The 16,586-nt window shown below is 42.6% G+C and carries 11 protein-coding genes, 1 tRNA gene and 1 pseudogene; 9 read left to right on the forward strand and 4 right to left on the reverse strand.

Annotated features, from left to right (window positions below):
• Positions 1-522: 522 nt before the first annotated feature.
• Positions 523-1,104 carry a VF530 family protein gene (locus tag BW947_RS17825; protein ID WP_076502160.1) on the forward strand — a complete coding sequence of 194 codons (582 nt, stop codon included), beginning with the start codon at positions 523-525 and terminating at the stop codon, positions 1,102-1,104.
• Between the two features lie 387 nt (positions 1,105-1,491).
• Complete coding sequence (locus BW947_RS17830) at positions 1,492-2,277, forward strand: CLCA_X family protein (protein ID WP_076502163.1); 786 nt, start codon at positions 1,492-1,494, stop codon at positions 2,275-2,277.
• Positions 2,278-2,620: 343 nt separating this feature from the next.
• Here the strand turns inward: BW947_RS17830 and BW947_RS17835 are convergent, their stop codons facing one another.
• Entirely contained in the window at positions 2,621-4,702 is a 2,082-nt protein-coding gene (locus tag BW947_RS17835; protein ID WP_076502183.1) for a TonB-dependent siderophore receptor, read from the reverse strand.
• A 127-nt stretch (positions 4,703-4,829) separates the two neighbouring features.
• Here BW947_RS17835 and BW947_RS17840 point away from each other — a divergent pair.
• The 4 genes and pseudogenes from BW947_RS17840 (at position 4,830) to BW947_RS17855 (ending at position 10,545) form a co-directional block, all read left to right on the forward strand.
• Positions 4,830-6,000, forward strand: a pseudogene (locus tag BW947_RS17840) (PepSY-associated TM helix domain-containing protein).
• Positions 6,000-6,470, forward strand: coding sequence for a hypothetical protein (locus BW947_RS17845; protein ID WP_076502165.1), 471 nt, complete (start codon positions 6,000-6,002; stop codon positions 6,468-6,470). The pseudogene BW947_RS17840 and the gene BW947_RS17845 overlap by 1 nt, the downstream one beginning before the upstream one ends.
• 292 nt (positions 6,471-6,762) lie before the next feature.
• Positions 6,763-8,919 carry a TonB-dependent siderophore receptor gene (locus tag BW947_RS17850; RefSeq protein ID WP_076502186.1) on the forward strand — a complete coding sequence of 719 codons (2,157 nt, stop codon included), beginning with the start codon at positions 6,763-6,765 and terminating at the stop codon, positions 8,917-8,919.
• 651 nt (positions 8,920-9,570) lie between these two features.
• Positions 9,571-10,545, forward strand: a complete 975-nt coding sequence (locus BW947_RS17855; RefSeq protein ID WP_076502167.1) for a nucleoside hydrolase — start codon at positions 9,571-9,573, stop codon at positions 10,543-10,545.
• A 169-nt stretch (positions 10,546-10,714) separates the two neighbouring features.
• Here the strand turns inward: BW947_RS17855 and rbsK are convergent, their stop codons facing one another.
• The 3 genes from rbsK to punR all read right to left on the reverse strand — a co-directional run bounded on the left by rbsK (position 10,715) and on the right by punR (position 13,986).
• Complete coding sequence (gene rbsK, locus BW947_RS17860) at positions 10,715-11,932, reverse strand: ribokinase (RefSeq protein WP_076502170.1); 1,218 nt, start codon at positions 11,930-11,932, stop codon at positions 10,715-10,717.
• A gap of 322 nt (positions 11,933-12,254) precedes the next feature.
• Positions 12,255-12,914, reverse strand: a complete 660-nt coding sequence (locus BW947_RS17865) for a Bax inhibitor-1/YccA family protein (protein ID WP_076502173.1) — start codon at positions 12,912-12,914, stop codon at positions 12,255-12,257.
• Between the two features lie 169 nt (positions 12,915-13,083).
• Complete coding sequence (gene punR, locus BW947_RS17870) at positions 13,084-13,986, reverse strand: DNA-binding transcriptional activator PunR (protein WP_076502175.1); 903 nt, start codon at positions 13,984-13,986, stop codon at positions 13,084-13,086.
• A gap of 115 nt (positions 13,987-14,101) precedes the next feature.
• Between punR and punC the strand changes: the two genes are divergently transcribed.
• From punC to BW947_RS18810, 3 genes are all read left to right on the forward strand, one after another.
• On the forward strand, positions 14,102-15,373 hold the full coding sequence (gene punC, locus BW947_RS17875) for a purine nucleoside transporter PunC (RefSeq protein WP_076502178.1): 1,272 nt from the start codon (positions 14,102-14,104) through the stop codon (positions 15,371-15,373).
• A gap of 80 nt (positions 15,374-15,453) precedes the next feature.
• Positions 15,454-15,544 (forward strand) — tRNA-Ser (locus BW947_RS17880).
• 98 nt (positions 15,545-15,642) lie between these two features.
• Positions 15,643-16,413 (forward strand): hypothetical protein, encoded by a 771-nt coding sequence (locus BW947_RS18810; RefSeq protein ID WP_076502180.1) that lies wholly within the window; start codon positions 15,643-15,645, stop codon positions 16,411-16,413.
• Positions 16,414-16,586 lie beyond the last annotated feature (173 nt).

Here is a 16,586-nt window from a genome sequence, read left to right on the forward strand (position 1 = left end):
TTTGCTAACGGGGAGGGTGACAAACAAGCCTCAAAATGAAACATGCGCTTTGCCAACACCAGCCAAACATTAAGTTTGCGCTAAAGTTGGAATAATAAGGTCGCGGAGTATACAGACTAAGACCCAAAGATGCGAGCAAGTATGTGAGCCATGCTATAAATCAGATGATGTAACTACTAATTAGGAAGGCGTTATAATGCACTTTGTCGCCGTGTTATCAGTGGGGGCGATAATAAGATAGATGAGTGTTAAGCCTTTGGCACGATAGCAGTTACGCCAGCATATGCACTGTTAATGGTAAATTTTTTACGATAGTCGCTAGTCGTTTTATGTGGATTAAATACGACTGTAGGCCTACTTAGCCCCATGCTCACGTAAATAAAAGGAGGCGTTTAGCGTATTTACCGTTATTATTCCTCCAGTTTTGCCCTGTTGGTCTAAAGGGCATTCACCTAATAGACAACATACTTACAGTAAACTAATACAGTAAAATCAGCCAATTGGGCTGAATTTGGAACTACCATGATTGAAGAGCAACAAAATAATCCATTACACGGCCTTAAACTTGAGACCATGATCACCGAGTTAGTCGACTTTTATGGCTGGAAAATTTTATATGCAGCATTGAAATTAGGCTGCTTTAATACCAATCCTACCGTTGAAGCGTGTATTACTTTCCTCAAAAAAACGGAGTGGGCGCGGGAGAAAGTTGAAAACTTTTACCTATATCGCTTTAAGCGTATGCCTAAGGCTATTGGTGAGCAGTTTGAGCTCAAGCCACGTGAAAGAGGATTTGCCGCGGGTTTAGCACCGCGTAAACCGATGGAATTGACAATAGAATCCATCGCCCAAATGCAGGCCCAAGCCAGTGCAGAATACGAAGCAGGTAACAGGCATCCAAATTCGGCTAAAAAATCCATGGGTGGACGCGGCGTAAACTCAGGCGCACATCAACGTAACAAAAGCGCTTCTGGTTCCTCCTATGGCAGTTCAGATAACGGCTATACACAGCGTCGAGACAGGTCAGAGCCGAGAACAACGGAGCGCTCAGGGCCGAGTCCATCAACTGATGATAATGATCCATGGGGCACTAAACGTGGCTAGGGTTGTGGTTGGCAATAATGTCACGCAGATAAGATACCATTGAGGCGCATCACACCAGTCAGTTAAACGTATTTATTGGCGGTAATTTGGGGCATTTCAGTATCGCCCCTGTATCTGTGCCGAGGTGTTAATCCTAGACTCTATTTTCTGTACCCACGTTAGCCGCAGGACAGAGCTAACGTGGTTTAAATTGAATATAAATTCATTCATTTGCATTTTGGTTAAAAAATTCTCGGGGTTATATTTTTAAAACTGCATATTTTAGAATAAGTATGTATACCTACTATCTTTGTAACATGTCTATTATGCCGTTGCTATTTCCTCTAAAATATCCCTGTAAACGCCATTGTTAATCATCCATTGTGCGCGACAAGCTCAAGGTAAGCCGTGTTAATCAATCAGCAATATACTCGCCACGGGCCAGATTATCGATTTGGCGAACAGGTGACTTTTTTGGATATCAAACAGACCTTTGGTTTTAGCCATGTGCGCGTTGGCCGCTGGGTTACGCGGGAAGAATCGCGTATTGCGGCGGATTTGGTGTTTGATTCGCTCGCCGATCTGGCGTTTATCTTAAAATTGCCGCCCTTGACTTTAGGGCTGCGGCAAACGGTGAGTTTGGCCTTTGGTCATGGTGGACAAAAGGGCGTGCAGGCCCATTATGCGCCCACGACTCGAGAGTTAGCGTTAGCTAAAAATGCGGGTGCAGGTGCATTAGCCCATGAGTTTTGGCATGCGTTTGACCATTACATTGCGGAAAAATCCTTCCAATCTTCAACTAAGCGCTTTCAATGTGCGAGCGATCTTTGGTTAGCCGATTTACCCATTATCGAACATCCACTCAATACACGATTATCTGACATCTTTAAGGTGACATTTTTAACTGGCAATAACGATGAACCCCACGATTATGTGCGCCGAGCGATAGCATTAGACAAAAAATACCAGACGCAGTATTTCTCGCGCCCGACGGAGATGATGGCGCGGGCCTTTGAAGCATGTATTGAGTCTTATACTGAAATTTCAAACCCCTATTTGGTGTCAGGTACGCGTTTTTCAGCATTAGCAAAGGAGGGCGCTTATCCAGATGAAAGCCACCGACAACGCATTTTTCAAGCATTAATCAATTACTTTGAACCGTTAGGCATCGCACTAGGTAAAACATCGCAGTAATAATAACCTGATTCAATCGCTATCAATTCTACTGATTTGAAATAGCCTTAAAATCTGTCTTTGGGCGCGTTAAATCCATATCTCTGCTTTAGCGTTTACCGTTGCGTAAATGCGAGTATTGCCAATGTGATTGAATATTGCGCAGGGTTTGATGTTAGCGTGAGCATAGGTTTTATAATGGCAAGGGACGAGATAGTGTCTATATAGGACTGAAGCTCGAGCTCAAAAAATTGATTATTTGGATCTTTGTCGGATGATGTTCCATAGATGCTAGTTATGCATCATGGTGCCGCGCACTGTAAAGTTATGCGCGGCACCATGATAGTGATAACCAATAATTAGCTTAGAAATTGTAGCTCAGACTGAGCTCGATATTGCTAGGTTCGCCAAAGAAACCTTGATCGTAGAAATCGATACTTGAATAATACTTTTTATCAAACAAGTTACGAATATTCAGCCGCACGATTGCTGCGTCAGTGAGTTGATAACTGGCCATTAGGTTGGCAATAAAATAACTGTTTTGCTGTGAACGCTCACCGTTAGGACCTGCATTTTCTACATAAATCTGGCTCTGCCAGCTTATATTACCGCCGAGAGTGAAATCTTCCAATGCACCATTAAAATGATAGAGCGAAGATAAACGCACTAAGTTTTCAGGTAAATGGGTACTAAAAGCCGTGCCATCGGCTTTCTCAGACTCACTATAGGTGTAACTAAAATACAGATCCCAATCCTCCGTGGGTCTTCCGGTGAGTTCCATTTCAAAACCACGGTTACTGGTGCCATCCACTGCACGCATTGGGAAACTGCCATCGGGTAATGGGTCTTTATTGTTAGGATCTCTTTCTGCCACATTTTCTTTTTGCACTTTAAATATAGCGATGCTGGCAGTGAGTTTTTCGTCGAAAAAGTCGGCCTTACTACCCAGCTCAATATTATTACCCGTTGTCGGATCTAAGCGTTTGTTATTGACATCTTTTGCGTCTTGCGGCTGAAAAATCTCGGTGTAACTGGTATAAATAGACACGCTGTCAGTAATGTCGTACACCAATCCCGCATAAGGAGTGATAACGTCATTATGCTCATAGCCTGGATCGATTTTGTACTGGCTGATTCGACTGCCGAGCAGCAGCGTTAATTGGTCGTGCAGATTAAGTTGGGTGGCAATATAGGCGCCCTTTTGGATTTCTTCTGTTTTTTCTGTTGAGGGTGTAGAGGGATAATTAGGTTCTGTTATTGAGCCATCCCACTCAAAGAAATTACCTACGTTTAACGTATCTGTTGAGTAATAAGAATCAGCAGTCACATCTTGTTTTGAATATAACAAACCCGTTGTGAGTTGATGTTCTCGACCAAATAATTCAAATGGACCCGAAGCAAATAATCGCGCCGCATCTTGTTTACGAGAGGATTGATAAATCATCGGTGATGCCCCCATACCCAAGCCAGTAGTTTTATCGGGGGAGCCATACAAAAATAACAAATGGCCATCCATTTTATCTTCACGGTGCTCAATGTCGAATTTGAGTTCCCAGTCATTCTCAAAGCGATGATCTACAGTAGAAAAAACGTTAGTGCCATGACGTTTCCAACTTGACCAAGTTGCGGCCGTTGTCGTCGAGCGGGGTAGATCATTAGCTAGACTGCCATCGGCATAAAATAGTGGTAACGCACCCCAAGTGGAACCTTTCGGATCGCGATCACTGTGATCTGCTCCTACAGTCAATAATGTGTTGTCACCTAATCTGGCGGTAACGACACCATAAACTTGTAGGTTTTCATCTTCTGCTAGATCGGTAAAACTGTTCGATTTTTCATAGGCTGCGGCAAATCGTGCTTGAACATCACTGTCTGCAGTGATGTCAACTGAGCTATCGCCCTCAACACGGTAACTGTCCCATGACCCCGCCTTTGCACTGAGGTAACCACCAGGGGGTGACTTTGGACGTTTACGGATAAGGTTAATGGCGGCTGAGGGTTCCCCGGCCCCCGTTAATAATCCCGTTGCTCCCCGAACCACTTCAACACGGTCGAATATGACGGTATCAGTTGATGCATCATTGAAAAAACTGGAGTAATTAACCGGCACACCGTCAAATTGAAAGTTAGTGATGGGATTGCCACGGGCACTAAAGAAGTAACGATTAGTTTCTACTTTTTGTGCTGAAATGCCCGGTGTTAAAAACATTAAGTCCGCAACATTATTAAGCGAAAAACTCTGAATAAACTCTTGATCTATAATAGTGACCGACTGTGGCGTTTCCCTGAGCGTCAAAGGTAAGCCGGTTGCTGTTGCCGCTTTATCTAAACGACTTCCTTTAATACTAATCACTTCAATATTGGTGTCTGGTTGAGTTTGTGCGGCGTACAAATTTGGCGTAAGCAACAGGCTCGAAATAAGCGTGGCTAGTAAGGTTTTATGCATCGTGATTCCCATCATCGTTTTTTGTGTTTGGGATTCTAATTGAAAATAATAACCAGTCCAGCGCGTTGATAACAATTCGCATTACCTTTACAATGCCAAGATTAAAGAAGTATTAGGAAAGTCACAAATGGCGAAGGTCAGTAACCGATTCTGGTTTATGTTGCATGGTTGGGTATCACTCCCAATATGGTTGTTATTTTGTTTTATCTGTTTGACGGGCACGATTGCAGTATTGAGCCATGAGATAACTTGGTTAACTAACCCCGCGTCTAGAGCATTAAATCCCGATAATTTAGCGGCTAAACCCGTTAGTGAGCTAATGACCATCGTTGAGCAGGCGCACCCAACGGCGGCGGTTACCGGCGCGATGACTTTTGAGCCTTACCTGGTGAATGCAATCATGTTGACTGACGTGGATAAACCCTACGCCATTGCTTACGTCAACCAATATACTGGCGAAATTCAACAGATTAATGAGGGCATGACGTTTATTGGTTTTATGCGCTCCTTGCACTCTTGGTTATTATTCCCTTGGCATGGCAGTTATAGCGTGGGTTATTACCTCGTTTGTTCGATGGCGTTATTTATGTTGGCGTCGCTTGTTACTGGGTTGATTGTTTACAAGCGTTTTTGGCGGAGTTTTTTTGCGCCTAAATTACGTATCAATCAAGGTAAAAAAAACACTCTTAGCTGATTTACATAAATTATCCGGTGTGTGGTCAATCTGGTTTATTGCCATTATGTCGCTAACCGGATTATGGTATTTAGTGCAAGCAATTTTTTGGCATGCAGATATTGATATCGAGCCCCATGCACCATTAATTGCCGTTGAGCAATTACCCTTTAGCCCGAAAGGTGACACAAGCTCACCCATACCCAGCGTTTCATTTGCACAGGCGTTAACATTAGCACAAACACGCTTCCCTGATTTTCAGCCCAATTATGTGATGAAACCTGAACACAATCGCGACATGTACCATTTAAGCGGTGGCGGCGATTATATTTTTTACGACCAAAACGTTTATAACCTCAGTATTAACCCTTGGACGGGGGAGGTAGCAAGTGCCTCATCACCCGAAACAATGACAGCAATGCAAACTATTATGCATCTTGCAGATCCACTGCATTACGGTACTTTAGGCGGGATTTGGACCAAGATGATTTGGTTCATTTTTGGACTGATATTATCAGGCATGTCGATCACGGGGTTTATGATGTGGGGATTACGTCATGTGCGCGCATTTAAAGCGCAAAAGTCAGATGACTTAGGTGCACAAATATTAGGAGAGGCTCGATAATGGCGATGAATTACGCGCTTTTTTGGCAAAAAAATAAATATAAACTCAATGGCCTCATTCTGTTGCTGCCGTTATTGTTTCTTTATCAATCTTTAACGCCCACGTTTCCACCCGCATGGCCATCGCAGCAAGTCGGTGAGTTTAAGATTGCGCCAATGCCATTAGATCTCAACACGCCCTATACACATCATGATGATTATGTGAAAGATTTTATGTTGATATTTGAGCAAGGCGACATAGGCAATATACGTCAAGGCTATGCCAATATTGGTCCAGAAGCATTACCACTGGATATTTTACAACGCAGTGAGAATGGTGTTGTACATGGTAATAAGCATGGTCAGCATGTGCATGCCATTGCCCCAAAAAGTTTAGCCGCCACCGATAACCTATGGGTCTCAATAGAGAATTGGCAAGGTGAATGGCAGGTCGCAAAGTGGCCTGTACCTAATGAACTACTCGCCCAATAAATAGCATTCAGTAAATATTAACAAAGCTGCGATAGAAATACTCAACAGCGGCAACCCATTCGGATAGTTAACGAAGGGGTTGTCGCTTAGATTAGGAGTCCCAATTTAAACCAGTTAAAAAAATAACGCTGTCTTATCAAAACGCCCACCAGATAAGGCAATAGCATCATTTAAGCATTGATTATTTTCACTCCTAATAGATAATTTGTTACCCAAATCACCAAAATACAAATGAAATTGATTCGCAATAGTGTTACCGTATGCATACTTTACACTAACTACCGAAAAGACTATGCGATTTAATTTACTTCCCCTTGCTGCAGCGATTACTTTGGCGTTAAACCCTTTAGTGGTTTTAGCCGAAGAACAATCAACAACTGATACCAATACTCAAAACATCGAAAAAATCTCCGTAAAAGGTAAGTACACCGTTAGTAAGACCATAGATACGGCGACGGGCCTTGGGTTATCACTGATGGAAACTCCGCAGTCGGTATCGATTTTAACGGCTGAGCGCATTCAGGATCAGGCATTAAATACCGTAGTTGATGTTGTTAATAACGCAATAGGATTATCTTCGTCTAAAACGGACAACGTCCGTAACGGCTTTAGTGCTCGCGGGTTTTCAGTACAAAACTATCAGATTGATGGCGTACCATTATCGTGGAGCTTAGGCGGCGATGCGGGCGAAACCGTGTCAGATGTTTCACTGTATGAGCGCGTTGAAGTGGTGCGTGGTGCAACAGGTTTACTCACGGGGGCGGGCGATCCGTCCGCTTCAATCAATTTGGTGCGTAAACATGCTGATAGCACTGAACTTCAGGGCAATATTGATGTTGCCACAGGCAGTTGGGATAAAAAGCAGATCACCGCTGATGTCTCCAATGGGCTGAATGACAGTGGCAGTGTGCGTGGTCGCATGGTGGCTAAATATGTTAATAGCGACTCATATCAAGATCTCTATCAAGACCGTAAGACCATTCTTTACGGTGTAATCGATACCGATATTACTGATAGCACTATGTTGCGGGTGGGTGGTAGTTACAACAACAATAATCCTAAAGGAGCAATGTGGGGCGCATTACCTGCAGTATTTAGTGATGGTACGACTGCCGATTGGGATGTGTCGACCACGACAGCAGCAGACTGGAGCCGCTGGGAAACGACCAACATCAACTATTTTGCTAACTTGAATCATTACTTCAGCAATGGCTGGCAATTGGTGGCCAACTATAATCGCATGGAGTATGAAACAACCAACAAAATGATCTATATGTCTGGTTTACTTGATAAAGAAACCGGTGCCGGATTAAGTGGTCAGCGTTACCAAAGCCATGGTGAGAGCAATTCTGATAATGTCGATTTCCAGCTGAAAGGGGATTATGAACTGTTTAATCTTCAGCATGAAGTGGTCGTTGGTGCCCTATATAGTAAACAAAAATCCTATGCGGACACCTATGAGCCTATCCGCGACGATATGTCTGGTTGGGATAATAAGCCAGTCGATAATTTTTATGATTGGGAAAACACGGCATTTACAGAACCACAGTGGTCAACTGATGCTAATCGTCAGATGGACATGGAAACAGAGCAAAAAGGTTTTTATGCGGCAACGCGATTGACGATCACTGATGACCTAAAATTAATTGCTGGTGGCCGTATTTCAAGCTGGAACCGTGAAGGTGTTAGCTATGGCACAGTAACTGACTTTGGTGATGACGGCGTATTTGTACCCTATATTGGTGCCTTATATGACCTTACCGACCAACATCGTATTTATGCCAGTTATACCGAAATTTTCAACCCACAAAACTATAAAGACATTAACGGTGATTTCCTCGATGCACTCGAAGGTCAAGCCTATGAAATTGGTCTAAAAAGTGCTTATTTAGATGATCGTCTGCACACCACTGTAGCGCTATTCCAAATCGAGCAAGATAATCTCGCTACCGAAGCAGGTACAATCACCATTGGTGGTATACCGACGACTTATTACAAGGCGGCTCAAGGGACTGAGAGTAAAGGCTTCGAGCTAGAAGTGGTGGGTGAGCCTGTTGATGGTTGGGACATCACCGCAGGATATTCGCAATTTAAAGCGGAAGATGCTGCCGGTGAACGCGTTGCGACAACGAGCCCCAGTAAGCAGTTTAAACTATTTAGCACCTATCAGTTTGTTGATCTATTGCCTGAGTTAACCGTCGGTGGTGGCGTTAACTGGCAGAGTGATAGTTATTCTGAAAGTGCTGTGACAATTAAACAAGATGCTTACTCGCTAGTCAACTTGATGGCGCGTTACGACTTGGCCGACAATATGGATCTACAACTTAACGTAGAGAACCTGTTCGATGAAAAATATTATGCCTATATGTCAGCTTCTTCTGTCGCATATAGCGTTTACCACTATGGTACACCGCGTAATATGACCGTAAGCTTTAATTATCGTTTCTAAGCTGTTTGCTAACATAACGTCGTGGCAGTTCTACTTGCCACGACGTTATGTTATTTATTAAAACCAAAAATAGATTAATATATAAAACATTAATTTTTTTTGTTAAAAATCAATATACTAATTATAAAAGATTAGTAATAATACGATATAAATTAAGCTTGCCGATCCTGCGCTTTAATCAAACACACCTCGCATTAACGCTTTCAGTCCAATTTTACCGAGCACCTTGTGGCCATTACATTGAACGCCATGCACCTTAATAGTGCTACGGTTAGAATATTTGATATTCAAAGGCTTAATGATGGATGTCATCATTAAAGTTGACTAAAAGATTCACCATAGTAAAACCGCCAAATATCACTGCTATTTTGTTAATATCACTGCAGTCCTTTGATGCTTAATGACACATTTTACTAATCTAGGAGGTTAACGAACCAAATTGTTCATTTACCTAGGTAAGTTTGGTGACCTATCACACTTAAACTCACATTATTTATGTAAAGTGACAAGTGCTAATGAACCTAGAGTTACTTGTATTGGCTCGAGCTATCTTATTGATATACTTAGCATAGGTTGTAAGAGTAGTGATAAGGTATTTAGTAAAACCCTATAGTGTATTGATTCACCTAATTGAATAGGACAGAGATCCACATGAAAACTAAAATTATATTAGACACAGATCCCGGTATTGATGATGTATTTGCTATCCTATTTGCAGAAGCGCATCCAGATATTGAACTCAAAGCGATTACCACGGTTTATGGTAATGTGACCATCAAAGATGCGACTCATAATGCTCTTTACCTTAAACAGAAATATCAACTGAATGCCGATATTGTCACTGGCGCAAGTAAGCCTCTCATTCGTCCTCCTGTTGGCCCAACGGTGGTTGTTCACGGCGAAGGTGGCTTTGGTGATGTAAAAGTGCCCGCTGAAGTAGAAGGTCAAGCCGATCCTCGTCCAGCATATCAATACATTATCGATGCAGTGAAAGCTGAACCCGGTGAAATAACTTTAGTTGCCATCGGCCCGTTGACCAACCTTGCTTTAGCACTTCAAGCAGACCCGACAATTGTTGACCTAGTGAAAGAAGTCGTCATTATGGGCGGCGCTTTTGGTGAGAACGATCACCGTGGTAATGTCACGCCGTTTGCCGAGGCGAATATCCATGACGATCCCCATGCTGCAGATATGGTACTGACGGCCTCGTGGCCAGTGGTTGTTATTGGTTTAGATGTGACGGAGCAAAGTTTCTTTACGCGTGAATATCTTGATCAACTGCGTGATGATGCCGGTGAAGTAGGGCAGTTCATTTGGGATGTTAGCCGCTACTATTTAAAATTTTATATTGAAAAAGTGGGCCTAGAAGGTTGTCATGTACATGATCCATCGGCGATTGCTTATGTAATTAATCCCGCGCTATTTACGCTTAGAGAAGGCCCAATACGGGTTGTTACCGACGGTGTTGCTGAAGGCATGACCATTCAAAAATTTGATGGCCGCGTTTATTTACATGATGAATGGATGAATAAAGCCTCGCAAAAGGTCGGTGTTGCGGTAAAAGATGCTGAGCTATTAGCACTCTACCGTAATAGTATTATCGATTATGCCGCCCGTTTGAAATAAGTGCTTAGAGCAGATTTATCGTAAAAAATGCCAGTCCGTTAATCACTGACTGGCATTTTTTTATCTATTAATTCGTAACCGCAATATCGTGAGCACTAATGTCATGGGGATAAGAGTACCCAATACATTCAGCATTGCGTACTCTTTCGTCGCTTGATGCGTCTACGCCTTAGGCATTGAGCCTTGCAGCAACAAGCGAAGCATCGGGCATATTTGCGGCGCCAAGGCGTTCGACAGCTAATGACGCATAAGCATTGGCATATTTAGCCGCTTGATGCAACGTGCTGCCTTTAGCAAGCTGAGCAACTAACGCCCCGTTAAATGCATCTCCAGCGCCCGTGGTGTCGACCACAGCACTCTTTAGTACATTAACTTGTATAAACTGACCATTCTCATAGAGTAATACACCATCAGCTCCTCGCGTAATCACCACCGAAGTGACACCTAGCGCATTGATCGCAATAGCAGCCTGTTTAGCACTGTCTAAATCAGTCACTTCTATCCCTGTCATTAATGAAGCTTCAGTTTCATTCGGGGTGAGCATATCCACAAAAGGCAGTAATTCAGGCGTTCTATTATGATAGGGTGCCGGATTTAGGATCACTTTGGCGCCATGCTCTTTGGCAATCTCCATCGCTAACTTGATGGCATCAAAACTGGTTTCAAGCTGAGTTAAAAATAATTCCGCATTAATAATGTGCGGTTTCGCCGAATAGATGTCCTCGGCGGTCATCGTCATATTGGCGCCTTCGTTTACTGCAATCATATTTTCACCAGCCTGTTCACTCACATAAATCAGGGCTGTGCCTGTTGGGCTGCTGGATGACTCAATAATAATGGTGTTGTCTATACCGGTGCTGCTTAAGTGTTGACGTGCAAATTGGCTAAATTGGTCAGTACCTATTTTGGTCATAAAGGTAATGTTTGCGCCATTTTTAGCCGCTGCATAGGCCTGATTAGCCCCTTTACCGCCAGCGCCAATACTACTGCTACTTGAATGCATAGTCTCACCCGGTTGGGGGAAACGCTCTAAATTGGCAACGATATCAACATTGAATGAGCCAAGCACAAATACATTATGTTTCATTTTGTTTAATTTACCTTGGTGTGAATCGAGCTCTAGATTGCCAGATAGCGAATGATGCTGTATTAACTCCGCTAACATGGCATCAAAACTGTATTTTGTAATATCCAAGCCCGCTGATAACGTGACACCACCATGAACGCGTTTCACCAATGCATCTTTTTCTAGTTGAACAAGATCACAACGAACCGTTTTGGTAGTCACGGCCAATAAGCTAGAAAGCTGTTGATTTGAGAGTTGTTTATGTGTGCCAAGCAACTTGAGGATAACAGCTCGTCTTTCATTTCGACTTAGTTTACTCATAATAGAATATAGTGCTTCTGCTGAAAAAGTTGTGATGAAGATGATAGCTTAACATGCAAAACGAACGATTTGGTTCGTTTAATGGCCTTGTTAGCGCTTTTAGATTTTCGGGGATTGAGTAAGCTAATGTGAGTGGTTTGAGCTAAGTGGATTAAACAAGATAAGCGAAGTAAATACCGTATAAAAATCATCGATATCGTAAAAATATTGACTCTCTAAATAAATAAGTCCTCTGTGTGATAGATTAATATTAGCTAAAAAAGCTAAATCACATAGAGGACTTTTTACTACAATGTTTTATCTAAACTTAGGTTAACGAGGATTAATCATCGTTGCCTATGCCCATAAGGTTCAATAGCGCGATGAAAAGGTTTAAAAAGTCTAAATATAGCGAGATAGTTGCGCGGATATAGTTTGTTTCACCGCCGTTGACTATCCGGCTAGTATCAAACAGGATAAAACCTGTCATTAATAATGCTAAACCAGCGTTAATGGCCATAAAAGCAACGCTATTACCCATAAAAATATTAATTACTGCGGCGGCAATTACCACGATTAAGCCCGCGAATAAGAATCCTCGCAGGAAAGAGAAATCTTTCTTCGTGGTTATTGCATAAGCAGATAGCGCGACAAAAATCACTGAAGTTAACCCCAGTGCTTGCATAATCAGCTGCGGGCCGTTGGCCATACCAGCATAGTGATTGAGCATATAACCCAGTGATGCGCCTTCCATACCAGTAAAGGCAAATATCCAAAAGATACCCGCAGCAGATTCAGCTTTTCGTAAAGTCACAAACAACAACACCAAGCCACCAATCGATAAGCCAATCGATACCAGCGGACTGATATTTAACGCCATTGCCAATCCCGCACACAGGGCAGAGAAGGCTAATGTCATAGACAACAGCATATAAGTATTTTTAAGAAGCTTGTTTACTTCCAATGTTGACGCACTTGTCGAATATAAGGTTTCTTGTCTCATGTTGTTCTCCGTTAACACATTTCCTAACTGAACATTTTGATTTTTTACAGTGAATTAAGTTCCCGTAAAATCCTAAAATGAGTTTAATTGGCATCGCAATACCGTACCTGAGATATGGGTGAAAGTCATCGCCTAGCTCACCGCAATAGCATACTCAGTGTAAATCAACTTAAGCTAACCACTCTTTATGTAATTTTTCAGTATCGCCTAAATACTCTAGTACCCAAGCTAGTGCTGGCGACATTTTGTCAGCATTCCACGCTAGGCAGCAAGGGCTTATTTGCCTCGGGTTTTCTAGCTGTTTCTCGATTAAGGCACCTGCTTTAATAAATACACTGGCCAAATGTACAGGCATATAACCAATACCTAAACCTTCACGGAAACAGTTAACAGCGCGGATCCAATCTGGCACCACTAATCTGCGTTGATTTTCCAGTAGCCAAGTCATTCGTTTAGGGATTTCTCGTGAAGTATCTTCTAAACAAATCGAGGGGAAAGGGCGCAACTCATCATCGGTTAAGGGGCGATCAATATTAGCTAATGGATGATTTTTGCTGACCAGAAACGCCCACTCTATTTGACCCATATCTTTATATTGATAAACACCACCGACCGGAATCGCCGTTGTTGCGCCAATCGCAATATCACTGCGCCCCGTAGCCAGCGCTTCCCATACTCCGTTAAACACTTCGATGCGTATAATTAATTCAATATCATGAAAGTGACGATAAAAGTCCGCAATCAGCACGCTTATTCTGTCGGCTCGCACAATATTATCAAGCGCAATAGATAAAGTTGGCTGCCAACCATTCGCCACGCGTTGTGTCCCGCGTTTCATCTCATCCATCTGCGTGAGCAGCGTTCGAGCATATTTAACAAAATGCTCTCCCGCAGGGGTCAATGTCACGCTACGATGATGACGAACGAAGAGAATAACGCCCAACTCTTCCTCTATTTGCTTAACGGCGTAACTCACTGCCGAAGGAACTTTATGCAGCCGATTCGCCGCAGCGGTAAAACTTCCTACATGAGCCACAATGTCAATGAGTTCTAGCGTTTGTTCTGAAAGCATAGCGGGCGCTCATTCCAATGAAAATTATTGATAACATATGTCAAAAATAAACGTTTCCCATAGATTTAACAAGCTATTAGACTGCACACTTTAGTCAATCTGACCCGATTATTTTATGAAAACGTCTAGTAACACCTTTGCAAACATCAAATTCTTTGTATTTCTGTTCTATTTAGCCATGTTGAGTATGCTTGGTTTCATTGCCACCGACATGTATCTTCCTGCGTTCAAAGCAATTGAAGGTTCATTTAATAGCACGCCATCACAGGTTGCTATGTCATTGACATGTTTCCTTGCTGGTCTTGCGCTGGGACAGCTACTCTATGGGCCTTTAGTCAACAAAATAGGCAAACGTTGGGCGCTTATCTTTGGCTTAGTGGTATTTGTCGTTGCCAGTGTGTTTATTGCCAACAGTGACTCTATTTTAATGCTCAATACTGCGCGCTTCTTCCAAGCCATTGGTGCTTGTAGTGCAGGGGTTATTTGGCAAGCCATTGTCGTTGAAAAATATGATACTGATAAAGCTCAAAGTGTTTTCAGCAATATTATGCCACTGGTTGCGTTATCTCCGGCACTCGCACCGATTCTTGGCGCTTATATTCTGAGTGAGCTAGGTTGGCGTGCAATCTTTATATCATTGTGTATTATCGCGTTTTTATTACTTTTAATGACCTTATATTTTGTTCCTGGTAAGAGTCAACATCAACATAGCGAGCATGCAGCTGTATCGTATGGTCATATTTTGAAAAATACCCGTTATTTAGGCAACGTTGTGATTTTTGGTGCCTGTTCGGGTGCATTCTTTGCCTATTTAACTGTTTGGCCGATTGTTATGGAACAGCATGGTTATCTGGCAAAAGAAATCGGTTTAAGCTTCATTCCGCAAACGATAATGTTTATAGTTGGCGGTTATGCGAGTAAGTTGCTGATAAAACGTATTGGAGCTAATCAAACGCTAAATATTTTACTATTGGTATTTGGCGCCTGTGTTGTTTCTATCGTATTGTTTACGCTTGTATTCCCTGCAAGCACTATTTTCCCACTGCTAATATCGTTCTCTATTTTAGCCGCAGCCAATGGTGCCATTTACCCTATCGTGGTTAACAGCGCACTGCAGCAATTTAGCCAGAACGCCGCCAAAGCAGCAGGATTACAGAACTTCTTGCAGATCAGTATTGCCTTTGGTGCCTCTAGTTTAGTGGCTGTATGGGCAAGCGTTGGTGAGGTTGCAATTGGTTGGGGAATTTTAGGCTGCGCGATTTTAGTCATAGCTGGCTACATTCTTAAGAGTCAGCAAGAGTGGGGCGATTTTGCTAAACACTTTACCAAACCTGATACTGCTCGTGTAGGTGTCACGTCAAATGTGGAACAAAATCCAGCGGATTGAGTGTAATATCAACACTTGGTGCATAATGTTGAGTTAGTGCTTTACAGCAAAGGGGCTAGCTTATATTATGCGTCTCGTTCGGAGGGGTGGCAGAGTGGTTTAATGCACCGGTCTTGAAAACCGGCGTGGGTTTATAGCCCACCTAGGGTTCAAATCCCTACTCCTCCGCCATATTAGAAAGCAAAAAAGCCATTGATAATCAATGGCTTTTTTGCTTTCTGGCATTTGAAAAATCCTATTCTCAGACCCAAAACGGATGACTGAGACATATGTACTTATTCAGAGCCACAAATTGTACCTATTACACTCGCATGGTGTTGCCTGTTTATCTGCGTGATAAAGGCTTTTCTGCCGACATCAAAATATCCTTACTGACTAAGCAGCGCTCAATCGCGATAGGTCGTAACCTTGTGGTGGCGGGTATCTTACGGCCATTAATCAGTAGCTTAACCCCACAATCAATGCCTGATGCGTTTAAAGCACACGTTAATCAATTGATTAACGATACCCGAGCAGGCTTTATTGGGGTAACAGATATGCTTGATGACAAGGCTAAGCCAGTTCGAGAAGTGACCGCGTTTACTCCCATACGGCCGACCCAATTTACTTCGGCAGATGACAATCCATCCCCACAAACAACGTTGGCATTATCAAAAAATGCTGATAGTAAAAATCAAACTAAATCAGTGTGTAATATTACTTTGCAGGATGCACTGACTAAGTTTATTACCTCCAAGCAGAAGCAGTCCATCTCAGCCTTAACGGTAAAGCAGCTTAATCAACGTATTAGCCATTTTATTGAGCGAACCCATTTGGAGGGTGTATTCGACATAACCAGCGCTGAGGCAATGGAATACAAGGGTTGCTTGCTAGAGGAGGGCAGAAGTCACAAGAGTAACAAAGACTATCTCGCAGCCGTATCGCAGTTCTTTAAATGGAGCCGGTTGATGCAGTACACCAATGTGAAGTGGCATAGTGAATCTGGGGCAAAAATGCTGTCAACCAAGGTCAACAATCAGTCGAAAGTGAGCGTAAAATAATGAGAAAGCTAAAACGATATCAAGTGATTACCCTCCAAACTGTATAAAAAATAGCTACCGAAAAAAGCAAATTCCTATAGTGTAATGGTCAAGTTTTTCTGGAGGGATGTTAAGCCGCTTTTTTTAACTCATTATATTTTTGATGTGGCGTCTTATAATCTATTGCTGAATGC

The sequence above is a fragment of the Shewanella morhuae genome, assembly GCF_900156405.1.
GTDB classification, from domain to species: Bacteria; Pseudomonadota; Gammaproteobacteria; order Enterobacterales; family Shewanellaceae; genus Shewanella; species Shewanella morhuae.